The sequence below is a fragment of the Marasmitruncus massiliensis genome (assembly GCF_900186535.1).
GTDB classification, from domain to species: domain Bacteria; phylum Bacillota; class Clostridia; order Oscillospirales; family Ruminococcaceae; genus Anaerotruncus; species Anaerotruncus massiliensis_A.
In genome coordinates, this window is sequence record NZ_FYDE01000005.1 from 1714710 (window position 1) to 1735234 (window position 20525).

At 51.6% G+C, this 20525-nt stretch carries 18 protein-coding genes and 1 pseudogene; 15 read left to right on the plus strand and 4 right to left on the minus strand.

Translation table 11 applies throughout. The annotated features are described in order from the left end of the window. Nucleotides 1-374 precede the first annotated feature (374 nt). From C1A10_RS16325 to C1A10_RS16390, 13 genes are all read left to right on the plus strand, one after another. Nucleotides 375-1361 (plus strand): aldo/keto reductase, encoded by a 987-nt coding sequence (locus C1A10_RS16325; protein ID WP_101911264.1) that lies wholly within the window; start codon nucleotides 375-377, stop codon nucleotides 1359-1361. A gap of 26 nt (nucleotides 1362-1387) precedes the next feature. Continuing rightward, on the plus strand, nucleotides 1388-2650 hold the full coding sequence (locus tag C1A10_RS16330) for an L-rhamnose isomerase (protein ID WP_101911265.1): 1263 nt from the start codon (nucleotides 1388-1390) through the stop codon (nucleotides 2648-2650). Between the two features lie 10 nt (nucleotides 2651-2660). Further along, nucleotides 2661-3026, plus strand: a complete 366-nt coding sequence (locus C1A10_RS16335; protein ID WP_101911266.1) for a sensory rhodopsin transducer — start codon at nucleotides 2661-2663, stop codon at nucleotides 3024-3026. Nucleotides 3027-3082: 56 nt separating this feature from the next. After that, on the plus strand, nucleotides 3083-4246 hold the full coding sequence (locus C1A10_RS16340; protein ID WP_101911267.1) for an MFS transporter: 1164 nt from the start codon (nucleotides 3083-3085) through the stop codon (nucleotides 4244-4246). 125 nt (nucleotides 4247-4371) lie between these two features. Next, nucleotides 4372-5478, plus strand: coding sequence for a sugar ABC transporter substrate-binding protein (locus C1A10_RS16345; RefSeq protein WP_101911268.1), 1107 nt, complete (start codon nucleotides 4372-4374; stop codon nucleotides 5476-5478). A gap of 351 nt (nucleotides 5479-5829) precedes the next feature. After that, entirely contained in the window at nucleotides 5830-7353 is a 1524-nt protein-coding gene (locus C1A10_RS16355) for a sugar ABC transporter ATP-binding protein (protein ID WP_101911270.1), read from the plus strand. Further along, on the plus strand, nucleotides 7346-8293 hold the full coding sequence (locus tag C1A10_RS16360; protein WP_101911271.1) for an ABC transporter permease: 948 nt from the start codon (nucleotides 7346-7348) through the stop codon (nucleotides 8291-8293). Before C1A10_RS16355 ends, C1A10_RS16360 begins: the two co-directional genes overlap by 8 nt. Further along, nucleotides 8290-9282 carry an ABC transporter permease gene (locus C1A10_RS16365; RefSeq protein ID WP_101911272.1) on the plus strand — a complete coding sequence of 331 codons (993 nt, stop codon included), beginning with the start codon at nucleotides 8290-8292 and terminating at the stop codon, nucleotides 9280-9282. The genes C1A10_RS16360 and C1A10_RS16365 overlap by 4 nt, the downstream gene beginning before the upstream one ends. Then, nucleotides 9279-9620, plus strand: a complete 342-nt coding sequence (locus C1A10_RS16370; protein ID WP_180951191.1) for a cupin domain-containing protein — start codon at nucleotides 9279-9281, stop codon at nucleotides 9618-9620. The genes C1A10_RS16365 and C1A10_RS16370 overlap by 4 nt, the downstream gene beginning before the upstream one ends. Nucleotides 9621-9641: 21 nt before the next feature. Further along, nucleotides 9642-11141, plus strand: a complete 1500-nt coding sequence (locus C1A10_RS16375; protein ID WP_101911274.1) for an FGGY-family carbohydrate kinase — start codon at nucleotides 9642-9644, stop codon at nucleotides 11139-11141. A gap of 174 nt (nucleotides 11142-11315) precedes the next feature. Further along, complete coding sequence (locus tag C1A10_RS16380) at nucleotides 11316-12674, plus strand: oxidoreductase (protein WP_101911275.1); 1359 nt, start codon at nucleotides 11316-11318, stop codon at nucleotides 12672-12674. Between the two features lie 59 nt (nucleotides 12675-12733). Further along, nucleotides 12734-13567 carry an L-ribulose-5-phosphate 3-epimerase gene (locus C1A10_RS16385; protein ID WP_101911276.1) on the plus strand — a complete coding sequence of 278 codons (834 nt, stop codon included), beginning with the start codon at nucleotides 12734-12736 and terminating at the stop codon, nucleotides 13565-13567. A 17-nt stretch (nucleotides 13568-13584) separates the two neighbouring features. Next, a complete protein-coding gene (locus tag C1A10_RS16390) occupies nucleotides 13585-14286 on the plus strand; it encodes an L-ribulose-5-phosphate 4-epimerase (RefSeq protein ID WP_101911277.1) in 702 nt (233 codons plus the stop codon). A gap of 558 nt (nucleotides 14287-14844) precedes the next feature. Here C1A10_RS16390 and C1A10_RS16395 read toward each other — a convergent pair. After that, nucleotides 14845-15393 (minus strand): flavodoxin family protein, encoded by a 549-nt coding sequence (locus tag C1A10_RS16395; protein WP_180951192.1) that lies wholly within the window; start codon nucleotides 15391-15393, stop codon nucleotides 14845-14847. Between the two features lie 64 nt (nucleotides 15394-15457). Then, nucleotides 15458-16831 carry an MATE family efflux transporter gene (locus C1A10_RS16400; RefSeq protein WP_180951193.1) on the minus strand — a complete coding sequence of 458 codons (1374 nt, stop codon included), beginning with the start codon at nucleotides 16829-16831 and terminating at the stop codon, nucleotides 15458-15460. 148 nt (nucleotides 16832-16979) lie between these two features. On the opposite strand from C1A10_RS16400, the gene C1A10_RS16405 reads away from it, so the two are divergent. Continuing rightward, the gene (locus tag C1A10_RS16405) at nucleotides 16980-17423 is read left to right on the plus strand and encodes a MarR family winged helix-turn-helix transcriptional regulator (RefSeq protein WP_180951194.1); all 444 of its coding nucleotides are present in this window, start codon (nucleotides 16980-16982) and stop codon (nucleotides 17421-17423) included. 68 nt (nucleotides 17424-17491) lie between these two features. Here C1A10_RS16405 and C1A10_RS16410 read toward each other — a convergent pair whose 3' ends face one another. Continuing rightward, nucleotides 17492-18169, minus strand: a complete 678-nt coding sequence (locus tag C1A10_RS16410) for a response regulator transcription factor (RefSeq protein WP_101911281.1) — start codon at nucleotides 18167-18169, stop codon at nucleotides 17492-17494. Nucleotides 18170-18240: 71 nt separating this feature from the next. After that, nucleotides 18241-19884 (minus strand): annotated as a pseudogene (locus C1A10_RS18815) (efflux RND transporter permease subunit). A gap of 142 nt (nucleotides 19885-20026) precedes the next feature. Between C1A10_RS18815 and C1A10_RS16425 the strand changes: the two are divergent. Then, nucleotides 20027-20473: a hypothetical protein gene (locus C1A10_RS16425; protein WP_423241422.1), complete on the plus strand. Its 447-nt coding sequence runs from the start codon at nucleotides 20027-20029 to the stop codon at nucleotides 20471-20473. The last annotated feature ends 52 nt before the right edge of the window (nucleotides 20474-20525 follow it).

The following is a 20525-nucleotide window of genomic DNA, read 5'->3' on the forward strand; positions in this document are numbered from 1 at the left end:
GCTCCCACCTAAGATTCTATATTTGTAAGCGTACCAGCTCCACGTATGGAGAAGTCCACCGCCCCAAAATATAAGTATATGTTATTGTAGGGAATATTTGTAAAAGGAAAAATCTTTTACGATATTTATTATACTTCAAAAAAAGTGGATGTCAAACAAGATACAAGCAGATTTTTAAAAAAATATTTTTATGATATAAAAAGCGATCGATTTTTAGTTTAAAATGTCTATATTGACAATAAAATGCCTTGTGTTATAATTTACTTGTTGGACAAGCAACATCAATCAATGACGCATTTGCAGCAAATAGCTCAAAAGCGATTTTTAAAGGGATAACACAAATGCTGATAGGACATTGATAAGGAGTGTAAAAAATGAGAAAATTGAAGCTATCTAAAACCGAGCTGCAAGTCACGCCCCTTTGTTTGGGAACTGTGAATTATGATTCCACCCTGTCAAAGGTGGATGCAAAACATCAGATGTCCCAATATCTGGAACTGGGCGGAAATTTCATCGATACCGCTCATGTGTACGGTGACTGGAATCCGGGTTTGCTGTGCCGCAGTGAGCATACGATCGGCGAATGGTTTGCCGAGACGGGCAACCGGCAAAAAGTCGTGCTCGCCACGAAGGGCGCTCACCCAGACTGGTTGAACATGTCTGTGCCGCGGGTGAAGGCCGAAGATATCGCCAAAGATCTGGATGAGAGCCTTCACTATTTACAAACAGATTATATCGATCTGTACTTTTTGCATCGAGATGACCCTTCAGTGCCGGTGAGCGAGATTGTGGATTGTCTGGAAGATGCTATGAAGGTTGGAAAGATCCGGTATTACGGCTGTTCCAATTGGTCCTTGGAGAGACTGAGAGAAGCAAACACCTATGCCGCTCAAACTGGTAAGCAGGGCTTTATATGCAATCAGTTGATGTGGAGCCTCGCCGATATCAACTTTGACAATCTGGCAGACAAGACGTTTGTCCTGATGGACGGGAAAACACACCGCTACCACGCGGAAAATAATTTAAACGCCATGGCGTATATGTCGATTGCGAAAGGCTATTTCACCCGCAAAGCCGCGGGTGAGCAACTGCCTGCCAGTGTCACGGATGTGTATGACAGCGAGAGCAATTTCCACATTTTTGAAGAGTTGATACATCTGGCAAAAGAGACCGATTATTCCATCAACGATCTTTCACTGTTGTACATCATAGCGAACCAGGCGTTCCCGGCCGTGCCCATTGCCTCTTTTGACAATGACAATCAGCTGAAACAAGCCATGGACTGCTGCAACAAGCCTGTCCCCGTGGAACTGTGCAAACTGCTGGGCAGCTATAAAAAATTTGTGTACCGGACAAATTAAAATCTGACGAAAGGCTGAGGTGAATTATGGAAGACAGAAATTTGACCCAGGCGTACGAACATGCGAAAGAAGTATACGGCGGGCTTGGCGTGGATGTGGAAAAGGCGATGGCTTTAGCCGACGGTATAGCCATCTCCATGCATAGCTGGCAGGGAGACGATTTAATCGGCTTTGACGGCTCGCAGGAATTGAGCGGCGGTATCGCCTCTACGGGCAACTACATAGGCCGCGCGCGTACGCTGCCCGAACTGCTGGCCGACCTGGACGAGGCCATGGGTATGATACCGGGCAAGCTGAAAGTGAGCGTGCATGCCTGCCAGGCCGATCTGGGCGGAAAAAAGATCGGGCGCGATGCCTATACGGTGCAGCATTTTTCCGGCTGGATCGACTGGGCTAAGGAACGGAAGATCGGTCTGGACTTTAATCCCACCTTTTTTTCCAGCCCGCAGATGGACGGTGATTTTTCGCTTTCCTCTTTTGATGACAATAAAAGGAAATTTTGGATAGAACATGGTAAGCGCTGTCGTGAAATCGGGGAGGCGTTTGGGCGGATGCTGGGTATCCGCAGTTTGGTCAACTACTGGATGCCCGACGGCTATAAGGATATCCCCGCCGACACTGCCGCCCGGCGTGAACTGATGGTGCAGTCGCTTGATGAGATTTTCAGCGCGCCGATGGATAAAACCTGCGTAGCCGAAGCGTTGGAGAGCAAGCTGTTCGGCCTGGGTCTGGAAAGCTACACAGCGGCCAGCCATGAATTCTCTTTGGGCTATGCCATAACCAGGAAAAAAATCTACACCATGGACGCGGGCCACTTCCATCCGACCGAGCGTATCAGCGCAAAGTTCAGCGCCGTTTTGCAGTATCTGGATGAGATTTTGCTTCACGTAAGCCGCGGCGTCCGTTGGGATTCGGACCATGTGGTTATTTGGGACGAAGAACTGCAGAGCATGATGAATGAGATCATTTTCAACGGCTATCCCGACCGTGTCAATATTGGGCTCGATTTTTTCGACGCATCCATCAACCGCATTGCATGCTGGGTAATCGGTACGCGAAACACCCGCAAAGCGCTGCTTTCCGCGGCGCTGAACCCCATCCATCTGGCGAAAGACGCAGAGCGGCGGGGTGATTATACCGCGCGGCTGGCCTACCTGGAAGAGGCGAAAACACTGCCGTTCAGCGCGGTGTGGGATTATTACTGCGCCCGGCAGGGCGTGCCTGTGGGTACGGAATGGATTGCCCGCATGAAGCAATATGAAAAAGTCGTGCTGTCAACCCGCGGATGAGGTGAGAAAAATGGAACAGACTGCAAAAACAGAATGGGTCATTCCGGATATGTATTGGCCTGAGATAACCTCCGGCAGGAATTATGTGAGCCATGAATCCGTATGCGTGCTCAACACCGGCGAGCGCGACTGCGAAGTGCGCATAACTTTATACTATGAAGACAGCGACCCCGTAGTGTTGCAGCCGGCGCGGTGCGACGCAATGCGTACACACCACATCCGGATGGACCGGATACGGGACATGACTGGCGCCCCTGTGCGCAAGGGCGTACCTTACGCGGCACGGGTGCTGTGTAGCGTGCCGGTGACCGTACAGTACACCAGGGTGGACACCTCTGAAAGCACGAATGCCATTATGACGACTATGGCCCGCTGAAAAAAATAGAAAGGCGGCCGTGGCACAGTGGGCGCGTTGCGGAAAGAAGACGCGGAATGAATAAAAATGTGAAACAGTATATGGGTTCCCTGATGCTGTCCGTCGTCGCGACAGCCATTACTTCCGGCACGCTGGCCGTCATGCTCAACGATATCATCCGAAGCTATTCTCTCAAAGGAGTGGAAGAGGGGTTGATGAGCAGCCTGGTGAGCGCGGGCGCCCTTACCGCGCTGCTGGGAACCATTATCCTGCAGGGGCGGGTACGGAAGACCCAGTGGATCATCGGCGGCGGCCTGCTGATGTCATTGATGCTGATGATAAAGGGCGCATCGGTACCCTTCGGCATGTTTCTGACAGCCTGTTTTGCCATGGGTCTGGGGCTGGGCGTGACGGACTCCTGCCAAAGTGCATTCCTGGCGGACCTGACACCCAGCGGTTCGGCAAAATACATGGGTGCCCTGCACGGCGTGTTTGGCATCGGCAGTTTTTTGACGCCCACCATCCTTCACAGGCTGTTGGGGGTTCTGCCCTGGCACAGCGTTTACATTTTGCAGGGGACGTTTTGCCTTGTGCTGATCCTTCAATTCGCGCTGGCGACGGGCACGCTGGGCAGGCAGATTCCGGTGGCGGCATACCGGGAGCAGAAATTCGATCGGCAAAGCTTTGAGCGCTTTTTCAAAAATAAATATTTTCTTCTTTTGCTGTGGTCCCTGTTTTTCGGCGCGGCGGGGCAAAGCGGCGTAATTGTGTGGACACTGCGCTACGTTTCTGTCTATTTGGGCAGTCCGGCAATTGCTACAGTGTGTCTGTCACTGTTTTGGGTTACCAGTACGCTTAGCCGTTTTGCGGCCCCTCATCTTCCGCTCAGCCCCAGTCGCATCCTGGCTTACGGCGCGTTTATTTCGGCGGTGGTGTGGGGCGCGGCTATTGGCATCAGCACGCCGCTGTTCGTTTGTTTTGCTTGCTGCCTGGCGGGGCTTGCCAGCGGGGCGTGCATGCCCATGTCGCTGCATGAAGGCGCTACGATCTGTCCGGGCAATACGGGCGTTCCTACCAGTGTGCTGATGATTGTAAAAACGGTAGCCCAGGCCGTGGCGCCGCTGGCGGTTGCATATGCCATGTCACTGTGGGGCATGCGGAATGCCATGTTCGTGACAGCAGTGTTCTTTGCGTTGAACGGAACGGCGGCCTTTGCGATGGGTAACCGGCAGACTACTTGAAAGAAGCGGATGGGGGTTGTTCCATCCATAAACTGTTTTTTAAAATCCGAAGAACGAAAAGGAGGATTCGTAGGTGTAAGCTTTTAAAAAACAGAACAAATAATAAACGAAAAGGAGATCATTCAATGAAAAAGAAAGCATTATCGATGTTGTTGGCAACTGCCATACTCTTAAGCCTGGCGGGTTGTGGCGGCAGTGCGGCCCCGGCGTCTAAATCGAGTTCCGTTTCACAAGAAGAATCCTCTTCTACAGCCGCTTCAACGGACACTTCGGCGGCGTCCGGCGAAGTCGTTATGGTCGGTACGGAGGGCAGTATCTCTGCTGAGAAATTTGGCTATGAGGTGATTCCCAACAGGAAATACACCATTGCGGTGGTAACAAAGAGCGCAGCCATTCCCGTGTGGGAGTCACACATCATCGCAGCACAGAAGGCCGGCGAGGAGATTGGCGTGGAAGTGCTTGATTACTCGCCTACAAAAGCTGATAACGTGGAAGAGCAAAAGCGTATTTTGGAGGACCTGATCACCACCGGTGTGGACGCCGTGGTGTTGGCGCCTGCGAATACGGAAGCGGTGAAAGGCCCCGTGCAGGACCTGATCGATGCGGGTATTCCCGTCATTTATGACAATACCATGGGCCCGTCCGATGTGGATTATCTCACTTATGTAGGGATCGACAACGAACTGGTGGGCCGGATGATCGCCAACGAAATAACGAAGATGATTGGACAGGAAGGCAAAGTAGTGGTCATGGAGGGTGTGCCCGGCCAGGCCACGTCCGATTTGCGTACCGCCGCCTGCCTGGAGGAGTTTGCCGCATATCCAAACATCGAGGTGGAAAGCGGCGTGACCAAATGGCAGGCCGACGAAGGCCGCAAATTGGCCGAGGACTATATCACCAAATGGGGTGACTCGCTGTCCGCCCTGGTGGCCGTGGGCGGAAACCAGGCTGAGGGCGCCGTGGAGGCCGTAAAAGCGGCCGGTTTGGAAGGCAAGGTTCTGGTCAGCGGCTTTGACGTACAGGAACCGCAGTACGCGGCTGTAAGCAACGGTGCCGAGGCGTTTACCGTATCTCAGGGCGTATATGAGCAGGCTTACCTGAGCGTGGTTGCCGCGGTGCGGGCGCTGAACGGCGAAGAGGTCCCTCGCCAGATCAACTGCCCCATCACCATTGTCAATCAGGACAACCTGGAGAAAATGGACGAGCGCCCAGACGCTCTGCGCAGCCGCTGAGAGGCCGCGCCCAAACACAGGAAAATAATAACAGCGGCAGGGGAGTCTGCCTGAAAAAGAGCTGGGGGCCCGGCCTGCGCCGCAGCCATTGATTGAACCTCTGTGGAGGCGGCGGGCCGAGCTCCATATAATTTTACAACGAATGTATATCGGGGCCGCCCGGTTTGCAAAGGGCGGCGCCCGTTCGTTAGAAATTGCGTTTCCAGTCATGCGCGGCATGCGATTCATTTTTACAAGGAAAACACGACCTGGCGGTAAGTTCGGGACGGATGCAAAGTGGTACGCGCCGGCTGAAGGTTATCAGATAGATCACAGTGGTACTCATCATCTGAAAAGGAGAAAGAGCGGCCTATGGAGACGAATTATTTGATTGAAATGCAGCACATCACCAAGATATTCCCAGGCGTGAAAGCACTCGATGACATCAATTTTACGCTGAAGCCCGGCGAGGTGCATGTTCTGCTGGGGGAAAACGGGGCAGGCAAGTCCACCTTGATGAAAGTCCTGGCTGGCGCTTATACGCCGGACGCCGGCACTTTGTTGGCGGAAGGAAGGGAAATCACGCGCTTTGACCCTATCACGGCGAAAAAAAATGGCATCGGTATTATTTATCAGGAATTTAACCTGGTGCCGTATCTCAGCGTCGCGGAAAACATTTATATCGACCACATGCCCCCGAAGATGGGCGTATTGGTGGACCGCAAGCAGATGCACCAGCAAGCGGACAAGCTGCTGCACGACATGAAAATGAATGTGGACGCCCATGCGCTGGCAAGCGAAATTCCCGTGGCGCAGCAGCAGATGGTAGAAGTGGCAAAGGCCCTGACACATGACTTGAAAGTATTGATTATGGACGAGCCCACGGCTTCTCTGTCCGAGGTGGAGATTCAGCAGCTGTTTGAAATCGTTCGCTCGCTCACAAAACAGGGCATCGGCGTGATTTATATCTCCCACCGCTTGCAGGAGATCTCCCAGATCGGCGACCGCATCACCATCATGCGTGACGGCAAATATATTTGCACTAAAGACGTGAAAGACACCTCCCCGGAGGAAATCGTAAAACTCATGGTTGGCCGTGAGATTGTGGATCTGTATCACCGTAACCGGCAGAAGCCGGGTGAGGTGGCACTCAAAGTGGAGCACCTGTACTCGGAAAAGGAGCGCCTGAGCGACGTTGGCATGGAGCTGCGCCGGGGCGAAATCGTGGGCTTGGCGGGCCTTGTGGGTGCGGGACGCACCGAGCTTGCGCGGGCAATCTTCCACGTGGATCCCTATGAAAAAGGCGATGTTACATTGCTGGGAAAGCTCGCCGATAAAAAGCAGAGCCCGCGCGATATGATTGAACGGGGGCTGTCACTGATCCCGGAGGACAGGAAACGGCAGGGACTGTCTTTGATTTTGCCGATCGCTCAGAACATTGTAATGGCAAGCCTTTCCAAAATCAATCCGCGTGGGTGGATACGGGCCGCAGCAGAGAAAAAATGCGTGGACCAGTACATAAAGGAACTCAACGTCATCACGCCTTCCAGCGAACAGCTGGCTGGCAATCTGTCCGGCGGCAACCAGCAAAAGGTCGTTCTGGCAAAATGGTTGTGTACAAAGGCGGAAGTGATTATTTTCGACGAGCCGACACGGGGCATCGACGTGGGTGCCAAAAAAGAAATCTACGCCTTCATGGACGAACTGGTCAAAACAGGCAAGGCGATTTTGATGATTTCTTCCGAGCTGCCCGAGATCATCGGCATGAGCGACCGGATCTATGTCATGCGTGACCGCAAAATTGTGAAAGAGCTTCAGTCAAACGAGGCCACGCAGGAAATGATCATCTCTTATGCCATGGAAGGAGCCATAGAAGAGGAGCGTCAGGATGGATAAAATAAAATCAACGTTTAAACGGGTCCCTATCATTCTTTGGTTTATCGTGGTTCTTATTGTTTTGTTTAGCATCCGCTCCGACCAGTATCTCACAATGCGGAATCTGCTGGTTTTGCTGCAGCAGGGGTCCGTGTTGCTGGTGGTGGCCTCGGCGTCGACCTTCGTCATCATCAGTGGCGGGCTGGACCTTTCTCTGGGCGGCATTCTGACGCTATCAGGCGTGACGGCCGCGCTGGCAATCAACGCTGGGCTGCCTATTCCGACGGTGCTGATCACGGGCGCGCTCACAGGTTTTGTATGCGGCACGCTGAATGGCTTTTTGATCTCTGTATGCGGGCTGCAACCGTTTATCACGACACTGGGCACACAAGGTGTTTTTTACGGTTTGGCTTTGGTTTTGACCAATAAGCAGGGCATTCCTGTTTCCAACGAGGCATTCATTTCCTTGGGCGGCTTGATCAATCGCACTATTCCCATGGCAGCGATCTGCTGCGCAATATTTTACCTTTTCGCCATCGTTGTGCAGGACCACACCCGCTTGGGCCGGTATACCTTTGCCATTGGCGGTAACGAGGAGGGTGCCAGGCTGTCAGGAATTGATACGCGGCTTTGGAAATGGATCGTGTACGCTTTCGCAGGCTTTTTGACAGGACTTGCCGCCGTGATTCTGGTTGCCCGCCTGGAAGTGGCCGACCCGCTGGTGGGAACCAAGTGGGAATTTGAGGCTATTGCATGCACGATCTTGGGCGGCACCAGCATGAATATCGGTAAAGGTGATGTAAAGGGGACAATTCTGGGTGTTACGCTGCTCACGATTATCCGCAGTGGGCTCAATGTCATCCGCGTGCCTTCTCTGTGGCAGTCGGCAGTCATCGGCACGGTTATTATTCTGGCGATTGTGTTTCAAGTGAGTACAACTGCAAGGGGGGAAAAGAAATGAGCGGATCTCGGCTGAAAAATAGAAAACGATTGTCCACCAGCGCCGTTTCGTCGGTCAGCCGTCTGGCGGTTCTGCTGATCATCATTATCATGGGCTGCATCATCGATTCGTCGTTCCTGAGCATGCGGAATATCAGCAACAATTTGGCCAACGCCAGCATCCTTATCGTTTTGGGGATTGGGCAGACCATCGCAATCATTACCAACGGGCCGGATCTGTCCTCTGGCTCCGTCATGACCATTTGCGGCGTGATCGCCGCGATTCTGATGAAGAGTTACGATGTCAATTTTGTGCTTGCCATACTGCTGGCGGTGTTGGTAGGATGTTTTTTAGGAGCGCTGAATGGATATATGATCGCCTATGTAGGTCTTCCGTCCTTCATCTCCACCTATGGCCTGCAGTGGGCCGTATTCGGGTTTGCCTATGTGATCCTGAAAGGATATGTTCTGTACGATTTCGATCCTACATTCCGTTTCATTGGAAACGGAAGCCTGTTTGGTTTTTTGCAGATGACCACGGTGGTCATGGTCGTGTTTGTGATTTTTGGCACTTTGCTGTTGAAAAAGACGAACTTCGGGCGGCAGTGCTACGCCGTCGGCTCGAACCGGGAGGCAGCCAACATGTCCGGTATCGACCCTCAAAAGGTCATCATGAAGGCATTTATCCTCAGCGGCATGCTTTCCGGAGTAACGGGAATTTTATACGTTGCACGCATGAATACGGTGCAGTCGGACATCGGCAGCGCGTATCTGCTGCCCGTGCTGGCCACCGTCTACATGGGCGGCACCAGCGCCTCGGGCGGTGAAGGCGGCATTTGGGGTACAGTGGTGGGCGCGCTTGTTATGACCATGGTCACCAACTGCCTCAACCTGCTGGCAGTGCCCAGCGAATGGAGAGACGCCATCATCGGCGTGCTGATCATTGTGACGGTACTGCTGGACATCACGGTGAAAAAACGCATGGCCAAAAGAAAGCGTGTGACAGTATGAAGTTTATGATGAAAAACGAAGGCGGGCAGTACACCCCGCCGGGCCACGATGTGAATGTGGTCTCACGATCTGTTTTCAAAGGCGGCGTGGACGTGCATGTGACCGTTTTTCCGCCAAGGGCGGGCATGGCGCAGGAGGTGCATTCGGCCCATGCCCATGTGTTCTTTCTGCTGGAGGGCTGCATGAGCGTTTTGCGGGATGGCATACTGCTGCGGCAGCTTTCGGAAGGGGATGCGGTGTACATCCCTGCGGGAGAGGCGCACGAGATTAAAAATGGCACGCAGGAGCCTATGACATTTCTGGCCATTACATTCCCGGAACAAAACCCGGTGGACTGAACAGAAGGGAGGAACGGACTGATGCGCTATTATATGGGCGTGGACAACGGCGGAACTTTCATTAAGGCCGTGATTTTTGACGAGACCGGCATGGCAGTGGCGCAGGCGCACGAGCAGATTCAGCTGATCACACCGAAGCCGGGCTTCACAGAACGGGATATGGAGCTATTGTGGCAATTGAACGCCAAGGCGATGCGCGCGGCAGTGGAGCAGGCCGGCGTTCCCCCGGAGCAGATCAAAGGCGTCTCTTTCTCCGGCCACGGAAAAGGCCTCTATCTGTGGGGAGAGGGGACACCCGCATACAATGGCATCCTGTCTACAGATTCTCGGGCAGTCGCCTACGCGGACAAAATCAACGGAGGGCCTGCCGCCGACGCGCTGTTTAAAAAAACTGTACAGAAGGCACTGTGCTGCCAGCCGGTGGCGCTGCTGCAATGGTTCCGGGACAATGCGCCCCACGTGCTGGAACACACGAAGTGGATCTTCGGGGTGAAGGACTATATCCGCTACCGGCTGACAGGCCAGGCTTTTGCTGAGATTACTGATTTTTCCGGTTCAAACCTGGTGAACCTGAAAACGCGCAGTTATGACGATGAGATTCTGGAATTGCTGGATCTCTCTGCAATCAAGGGCAAATTACCCCCGTTGCGGGCCTCCACAGATGTCTGCGGGGCAGTCACCAAAGAAGCGGCCCGGCAGACAGGGCTGGCGGAGGGAACCCTCTGTGCTGCGGGCATGTTTGACATCGATGCCAGCGCCATCGCCATGAACATCGTCAATGAGGAGTACCTCGCGGTGATCGCAGGCACCTGGAGCATCAATGAATTTATTGCCCGGCAGCCCATCGACGATCGATCGGTCATGATGAACTCCATTTACTGTACGCCGGGTTATTACCTCGTTGAAGAGAGCTCGCCCACCAGCGCGTCCAATTTGGAATGGTATATGAATACCTTCTTGGCGGATCTTAAAAAGCGTTGCAAAGAGCGGGGCGAAAACGCGTATAGGCTGGCGGATGAGCTGGTGGAAAGCGTTGCGCCGGAGGATACAGAGGTTTATTTCCTGCCGTATATCTATGGCTCTAACTATAACGGCAATGCAAAGGCGTGCTTTATAGGTTTGTCCAGCTATCACACCCAGGCACACGTCATGCGGGCGGTGTTTGAGGGCGTGACCTTTTGCCACATGGCGCATATTGAAAAGCTGTTGGCCCACAGGCCCGGGGTGAAGGCCATCCGCTTGGCCGGGGGCGTGACCAACTCTGAAATATGGAGCCAGATGTTCGCGGATGTGACCGGGCGAAAGGTGGAGATTATCCGCACAAAAGAGCTGGGGGCCTTTGGCGCGGCGCTGTGTGCGGCGGTGGCCTGCGGCGGTTACAAAAGCATGGAGGCTGCTGCGGCCAGCTTGGTAGCGGTGGAGAAAAGCTATACACCGGTGGCTGCATGTGCGGAAATATACCGCAAAAAATATGAGAGGTATCAGCGGCTTGCACAGCTGCTGGAGCCGCTGTGGCATTGAATACGGCTGATAGAAAGTAAGGGGATCATATTTCTGATAAAAAGAAATTTGCCTGCTTACTTATTGGATATCCAACAAGTTGGAAAGTTGAAAAAAGGTAATTCCACTAAACAGGATGTAGATTCATTTAAAAAAATCAGTAAAACAAAGTTTATTTATAAGAGGAGAACTATTATGCAAAAAGTGACAAAACCGTTCAATTTTGCCCGGATGGGTACTGCGGAGGAGTTTAAAAATACCATGACGCAGGCGGGCCTGCCCTTCCCTGTGGACGAGAATGTGGACGTGCTCGCCACTCCGGTCAAACTGGGAAACAAAGTGATCCCCAACCGCATGTGCATTCAGCCGCTGGAAGGCTTTGACGGCAATCCGGACGGCTCGCCCTCCGAGCTGATCTTCCGCCGCTATAAACGCTACGCCGAGGGCGGCGCGGGCCTGCTGTGGTATGAATCCATCACCGTGGCCGACGACGGCCGCTGCAACCCGCTGCAAATGGTAATCAAGCCCTCCACAGTCAGTGAGATCAAGCGGCTGGTGGACGAGTCAAACGCGGCGGCAGTTGCCAAATATGGCCGCCGGCCCTATAACGTGTTGCAGCTCACCCATTCCGGCCGACGCAGTACGGACAAAGACTGGAACCCCACGCCGCTGGCGGTAGTACCCAACCCTTATATCGACCACCACAACAGCATCGATGGCCGCAGCGGCAAAATCACCTTTGCCACCGATGAAAAAATTGAAGAAATCATTCAGGGCTTCATCAACGCCGCCACACTGGCATATGAGGCAGGATTTGATTCTGTTGACATCAAGGTATGCCACGAGTATATCCTGCGTGAATTGCTGGCAGCCTATAACCGTCCGGGCAAATTCGGCGGCAGCTTTGAGAATCGCACCCGCGCCGTCTTCATGATTATTGACGGTATCCGCAAGAACTTGGGAGACAAGTTGGACATCTGCGTGCGCCTGAACGCCTACGACTGCATTCCCTATCCCCACGGCTGGGGCATGAAAAAAGAGGAAGGCGTCATGGAGCCTGACCTCACCGAGACCATCCAGCTGTGCAAGATGCTGGTGGGAAAAGGTGTCAGCCTGATCAATATTTCCACAATGATGCCCCGCTACCAGCCCTACGGCCGCGGCTATCTGGCCGAGCTGGAGGGTTCGGAGATTAATCCCTATGCGGGCACTTATCATCTGCTGAAGGCCACGAAAGAAATTAAAGAGGCGGTGCCTGAGGGTGTGTTTGTGTGTACGGGTCTTACATGGTTGGAGCAGTTCGGCGGCAGTGTGGCGGCCGGCGGCATCAACCAGGGCTGGTTTGACATCGGCGGGTTTGGCCGTCAGGGCTTTGCCTACCCGGATTTTGCCTACGATCTGATGAATGACAAGACCATGCATCGCTATAAATGCTGTGTCACCTGTGATAAGTGCTATGACTTGATTCAGAAAGGGCACTGCCAGACGGGGTGCGTCGTCCGTGACCAGGAGGTCTACCTCCCGTTGTACAGAAAGAACGTACAGGGGAAATAAAATTCTAGGCTGTGTGCGGGGCGTTGCTCCACGCACAGCCTATGCTATGGAGAAAAGTCATGAAACACTATCAGCTGGGACTTTATGAAAAATCAATGCCGGCAGAGCTGACTCTGCCGGAAAAACTGGAACTGGTCCGTACATACAGGTTCGATTATCTGGAGATGAGCATCGACGAGACCGATGAAAAAATCGCCCGGCTGGGAATGCCCCTCACGCAGCGGGCGGAGCTGCTGGCCGCGGTGCAGGCTACGGGCACGCCCGTCGGCTCCATCTGCCTGAGCGCCCACCGGCGCTATCCGCTGGGCAGCGGCCGGCCGGAGGTCGTGGAAAAAAGTCTCGCTATCCTGCGAGGCACTGTGGATTTGGCGGTGCAGCTGGGCGTGCGCACCATCCAGCTGGCGGGCTACGACGTGTACTACGAGCCCTCCGGCGAAGACACGCGCCGCCGGTTTGAAGATAACCTGCGCCTTTGTGTGGAATATGCCGCGGCCCGGGGCGTGATGCTGGGCTTTGAAACGATGGAAACCGATTTCATGAACACCGTGGCCAAGGCGATGCATTACGTAGAACAGATAAACAGCCCTTATCTGGGAGTTTATCCCGACGTGGGCAATCTGACCAACGCGGCGCTGAAAACCGGCGGCAGCATTGCGGTTGATTTGCGTAAAGGCGCGGGCCATATATGCGCCGTACACTTGAAGGAGACACGCCCCGGCGTGTTTCGCGAGGTGTCCTTCGGCACGGGCCATGTAGACTTCCAAGCGGCAGTGGGCATGGCGCTGGCGCTGGGGGTGCGGCGTTTTGTCACAGAATTCTGGTACACCGGCTCGCCCCATTGGCGGGCCGACATTGAATCTGCGAACCGGTTTGCAAGAAACTTGTTCGCGTGACGCAAGGAGGAAAAGCGATGCAGGAACATTTGAAGCAACTAGTCTATGAGGCAAATATGCTGCTCCCTCAGTACGGTCTTGTCACCTTCACCTGGGGCAATGTATCGGCTGTAGACCGTATTGCGGGAGTGCTCGTTATTAAGCCGTCTGGCGTGGAATACGCCGCCCTGCAGCCGGAAGACATGGTAGTAGTGGATCTGGCCACGGGAGAAAAGCGGGAAGGCGCGCTGAACCCATCTTCTGACACGCCTACTCATCTGGCTCTCTACCGCGCCTTTGAGGGGATCGGCGGCGTGGTGCATACGCACAGTCGGTGGGCCACCATATACGCCCAGGCTGGTATGGGGATCGTCCCCTTTGGAACCACCCACGGGGACTATTTCTACGGAGAAATCCCCTGTACGCGGAAGATGACCCCCGAAGAGATCGGCGGTGTACCGGGCCATTACGAATGGGAGACAGGAAACGTGATTGCAGAAACCTTAGCGGAAAAGCGGGCGGAGGACGTTCCGGCGGTTTTAGTGCACAGCCATGGGCCATTCGCATGGGGGAAAGATGCCAAACAGGCGGTACATAACGCCGTGGTGCTGGAAGAACTGGCTTTCATGGCGTGGCATGCACAGATGATAGCCCCGGGTCTTACATCTATGCAGCGAGAATTACTGGACCGGCATTATCTGCGTAAGCACGGGACGCATGCTTATTATGGGCAAAAGTAGCAGCGATTTGGTAGAAAAACATTGGTTTCAGGCCGGCAAGAATGGGGCTGCATTTTTTTCGTTTCCCAGTTGCGCCGGAGATATGATCGACCCGTTTACCGACTCGGACATAGTCAGAGTTATAAAAATTGCGGATTAAAAATGTACTTTGTTCAATAAAGCATAACGAAAGAACGGGGGATATTCCTTCGTTCCAGTCTGTTGAAAAAGTCCAGAAAAATCTGGACTTTTTTGTTGTATAAAGAAAACTCCGCGTTAGACGCGGGGCTGGGTAGAGCTTTAGCGATGAGGCATAACAAAAAGCTCCTTTTGATGTAGAATAAACTTGCGGTCTGGCAACTGCAAGAAACATCAAGAGGATGGATAAACGGCCAATTGACACAGGAGGAGACTGATCCGTCTATACAGGTAGCAGATAACAATCTCTTTGCGTGTGCCAGACCGTGTCCACACCAGTTAAGCGCGGCCAGTAAATAAGGGCTACGCCCGTTAAAATATCTTTATAATAGTATATAGGAAAGTCAGGCACCGTTTTGACACCACATCTTCCTACAATTTCTATTGAACCAGATCCACTCCTGCCTGAAAAACCCTTTGCATAAAACCTTCATCATCTAACGCTTTCGGCCCGCCAGCCGCAAACAGCGTATCAGTGATTTTCACGCCCAAACGCTCCAGAAAGCGGGCGATAGGTTCGACGTTTTGGCAAAACGAGTTCTCGTCCGGGCTGGCATGGGAAAACATAAGGGCTGCCTTTTTCCCTGTCGGCATTTTACCCGGCTGATTCTCGGCTGTACCGAAGGCGTATAGCCGGTCAAGAAATGTTTTGGACTGCGCATTGATACCGCCCATATAGATTGGAGCGGCGAAAACCAGGCGGTCCGCTCTTTTTATTTCTTCCGTCAATGGTGGCATGTTGTCTTTCTGGCTGCATTCAATATGTGATTTACAATACATGCAGGCCTGGCATCCTCGAATATTCAAATCGTTCAGGAAAAACTCCTCAGTTTGCGCACCTGCTGAAGTGGCACCCGCGAGTATCTGCTTGACAAGTTTGTCCGTACTGCCGTTTTTCCTTGGGCTTCCCATAAATGCAATTACACGCATATTTGTTTTCACCTTTATCTCTTGTTCAAATATATCAGTCTGCACATACAACATCAAATTTTATTCAAGTTTGAGCTGCAGCCGGCTGAAGGCTCTTATCCATCATATACAATTTTTTCAAAAACGGTATGCCTAATGAAATAGCGGTCACTGTCGTCAAAATGTCCGCAACGCACTGTGCATACATCAGGCCACTGAGTTGCCATAGTGCATTAAACAGGTAGAGCAACGGCAAATAGAGCAGACACTGACGTCCAAGATTCACGATGGTCGCCTTGATAGCCTGGCCAGTTGCCTGGAAGGTCACCATCATCGTCATCTGAACAGCCATAAGAGGGATGCTCCACGCCTGCGCGTGCATAATCCGCAGCCCAAGATCGATCAGTTCCTGCTGACTGGTAAACACCCGCATAAATATGGGGCCGCAAAAGAGAAAAAGGCCAAGGAATGCGAAACACGCGGCTGTACCGGAAAGTATGGTAAACTTGAAGGCCTGAATCAGCCGGTGAGTGTTGCGCGCGCCATAATTGTAACCCGCAAACGGCATGTAACCCGTCACATAGCCGATAACGATCATTACGACCATAATGAGAAGCTTGCCTGCGACGCCGAAGGCGGAGATTACATTGTCACCGTAGCTGGCGGCCAGATTATTGGTCAGAACATTTGCCATACTCATAACGATCTGGGAGATAGAGGATGGCAGGCCGATTTTCAGAATCTCCCCATAGATGCGGGTACTCGGTTTAAAGTCTCTGGGTGAAATGGACAGGATGCTTTTCCCCCCGGTGTAGACGGTAAGATAATAGATAACTGCAAGGCAGTTTCCAATCACCGTTGCCCATGCCGCTCCGGCGGCTCCCATATGAAAGCCGAGGATGAACAGCGGGTCAAGTATAATGTTAGTCACCGTGCCAATCACCATTCCGGTCACTGCCTGATGTACTTTACCCTCCGCGCGGAGCATCGCCGGCAGGATGATCTGCATAGTCAGGATGACACTGCATCCGCAGATCACGGAGAGGTAATCTTTTGTTGGGCTGATTGAGGTACTGCTCGTACCAATCAGGCCAAGAATCGGGTTCATAAAAAGGAGGCTGATTCCGGTCATGACAACCATGATTGCGGCTGAAGAATAAAACGCCACCGCGCTGGTATGGCGAGCTTCTTTATAATTCTTAGCGCCCAGGCTTCGTGATATGTAGGAGGGTGCACCGCTGCCGACAATATTACCAACGGCCTGGATCATCATAAAAACAGGAAACGCCAGAGAGATCGCTGCCAGCTGCACGGGGTCATCAAGCAGCCCAATAAAATAAGTATCTGTAAGATTGTAGATAAGCTGAATGATTGTGCTGAGCACCGTAGGGATTGCCAGCTTGAGTATGGCTTTGTTGACCGGTGCACTTTCCATAAGTTCAAAATTTGTGTTTTGCAATATAAATGGTTCCTTTCTCGTTGACTTGCACTGATTATTAAAGTAAAATAAAAGTAGTAGCATTGATATGATGGTACAATAAATGCTACTACTTAATGAATATAGCACCCAAATTGCCCGTTGTCAAGAACGGTTATCGGAGGCTGTTATGGAACAAAAACACTTTGTCGAAAAACTGTTATATCTTCTGCCTTACTGGAACAATTTAATTATCCGGCCCTTCAAGAAATCGCTAAAGGACTCCATGAGCCTCCAAATGTACTATGGTCTGCAGCTTTTGCAGCATCACGGGGTTATCAGCATGTCGGAACTTGGGAGGTTACTTGGTACTCCAAAGCAGCACACTACAAAGATAGTGCAAAAATTGGTTCAATACGGTTTTGTAGAACGAATATCAGACGAAACGGACCGTAGAGTCATCAAGATTCAAATTACTCCAAAAGCTCTGGATTATATTGAATATTGCAAACAAGGGGAAACATTTACACAGTGGTTGGAGCATACGCTTGGCGTGGAGGAGATGGACAAGCTGGAAACAGCTATTGAAACAATTTTAAATTTGCTAATAAAGATTGAGAAAAATTTAAATTAAAAATTGATTCACAATTAACTCATGATATTTTAGTATATGATTTCTGTTATGTGCAATAACGAAATACCCTAAAGGATAGCCTGATAACCAATGCCTTTTCTCGTAATTATTTCAAAATTACCCTTATCAGCGAACTTTTTTCGAATCCTGCAGATGTATATGCTGACCATTTTTGAATCGCAATCAGGACAAATGCCCCATGCGCAATCCATCAGCATCTGACGGCTAAATATTTTTTTAGGGTGGGAAAATAATGTGAAGAGTAATAAAAATTCTTTTCTTGTCAATTGAACTGGACCCTGCGGGGTAATCCCTTGGAAACTGTCACAATCAAGGATTGTTTTGCCCAGTGCGACTTGTCCGTTTGTATTGACGCCATATCTGCGTAGCAGTACCCTTATCTTCAACAAAAGTTCCTCAAAATCAATCGGCGGTGTCATATAGTCGTCTGCACCGGCCTCAAATCCAATTTTTTTCTCCTGAAATGAAATCCTTCTGTTTATTGTTAGTATAATAGGGATGAATATTTGATTGGATCTTAATTCAGCAACCAAATCGTAGACTTGCAACAGAAGCGTGTCTGTGTCTGCAATAATTAACTGGATTCTGGTCTCATCCAACGCATCCCGAATTTCCTGTTCTTTATTGGCCAAAAGGACCGCGAATTGTTCCTTTTTCAAAAATACTTTGAGGGATCCGCGGAATAAATAGGAGTCACTAACAATCAAAATTGTTGCATAAACCATTTTGTTACCTCGATTTTGTTATAAACTTTAGAAGAGATGCGGGAAGACTCATTCCCGCATCTCTTCTAGGATTAATCGCCAAGCAGAAGTTCATCCGGGTCAATTTGATTTTGATCTTTCAAAGGGAGTGTGTCAGCTGCCTGCGTTTTTGGAGGGCGATTCTTTTTATTGATGATCAGGTAAAAACTCGGCAGTAAAAATAGAGTAAGCAGCGTGGATGCGGTCAGACCGCCGATGATCGTGACGGCCATACCCTGCATCATTTCAGAACCGGAGCCGATCCCAAGTGACGTAGGAATCATGGAGAGGATTGTTGTAAGGGTAGTCATCAGTATGGGGCGCAGACGGGTACGCCCTGCCATAATAAGCGCTGTCGATACATCAATACTCGCCCGGTACTGGTTCGTGGTATCCACAAACAGAATACCGTTGTTTACCACTGTGCCTACCAACATTAAAAATCCAATTAATGAAGTTATGCTGAGGGTTCCGGTTGTCAGATAAAGAAGGCCGAAAGAACCGATCAGGCTGAATGGGATACACAGCATCACCATGCCGGAGAACTTCATCGATTCGAATTGTATGGCCATGACCATGAATACCAGCAGCACCGCTGTCAGAATCGCGGTCAGCATTGAGGTAAATCCTTCCACCATCATCTCTGTCATTGTGCTTTGTACCAATTCTATCCCTTCGGGCAACTCCATGGAACTCACATGGCTGTTGATGGCTTTTTAGGCGGAGGATTTTGCAGCGTCGGTCGGATCAGCAGTGATGGTGACCTGGTAAGCACCGTTTTTCCGGGTGAGAGTCTGCGGGCTGTCTGAATAAACGAGTGAAGCAACATCCGTCAGCGGAACAGATTTTCCTATGGGGGAAGTCAGTGTGATGCCTTTGATATTGTTGACCGCCTGGTAGCGGCCTTGCGGATACTCAACCCATAGGGTGTAGTCCTGCCCGTCCATCGACAGAATGGCCGTCTCAACACCGCTCATTACTGAGCGTACGCTTGAGGAAATTTGTGCAGGGGTAAAGCCGACCGCTGCTGCCTTGATCGGGTAGATTAGAAGTTCTCCCTGTACGCCGCCGCCGGACGCGCTGGAAGCGGCTTTCAGTATGCCGGGCACATTGCGCATCATCTCAGCGACCTGATCAGCCGTCTCACGCAGGAGATTAAAATCGTTGCCCTGGAGAGCGACATCAATTCCGGAGCCGCCCATCATCATGTCGGTGCTGGAGCTGCTGGAAACGCTGACTGCGCAGCCTTCCATGTTAACCGTAGCCTGCTGCCATTGAGCTACCGTTTCCTTGGTAGAATGTATGCGATCGTCTTTCAGATATGCGGTCAGAGTTGCACTGATTGAGGAATTGGCCCCCAGGCTCTGTGCTCCGGTGGAAAGCAGATAGCGCTCCACATCTGGATTGGAAACCACCAAATCCTCCAGCTTTTTCAGGGTTTTATCGAGTTCTTCCGTCTTCAGGCCGGGTCTTGTTTCTACTTTTACAGAAATGGTTCCTTCATCTACTGAGGGCATTAGTTCAAACTCAAGCTGTGTGCACAGGAGGAAAGAGCCTGCCAGCAAAATTACTGCAAATAGGGCAGCTATAACCTTGTGTGGCAGAATCTTCTGCATGAGCTTTGTATAACCCTTTTCCAGCTTTATCATCAGGCGGGAGATGGGAATGTCCGTTTTTTCACGAGGCTGGTAACGCATAAAGCAAAACGGTACAAACCTGATTATAGATATTCAGTCCCGAATGAAAAACGGGAAAGGCCCCGCCTACGAACGGTGGATGAAAATATTTAATCTGAAACAGATGACCGCGACGCTCCAATATTTATAGGAAAACGGCCTGTTGGAATACGGACAGTTGGAAAAACGGGCAACGGAAGCAGCAGACCGTTTTCACGTTCTTTCTGAACAGATCAAGTCCATCGAGGCCACTATGAGCACCAACGCGGAGTTAAAGGGCGCGGTGGTAGACTACGCGAAAACCCGGCCTGTGTTAAACGGTTACAAGGCCGCGAAATACAGCAAAAAATATCTTGCGGAGCATGAGGCCGAGGTCACGCTTTACCGGGCGACGCAGGAAACATTTCGGCGCGTCCTGTCCGGGGCGAAACTCCCGAAGATGGACGTGCTCAAAGCTGAATATCAAAAGCTGGCGGCGGACAAACGGGCCGCATACAGGGAGTACCGCGCGGTATGGAAGGATATGCAGGAGGTTATTACGGCGAAGGAAAATATCGACCGCCTGTTTAGCCTGACGGATGCGCAGAAAAATAAGGAACAGGAGCGATAGCAACATGACGCAACAAAGAGCGCAACGCGCACACTTCGGGCCAAGTTCCGAG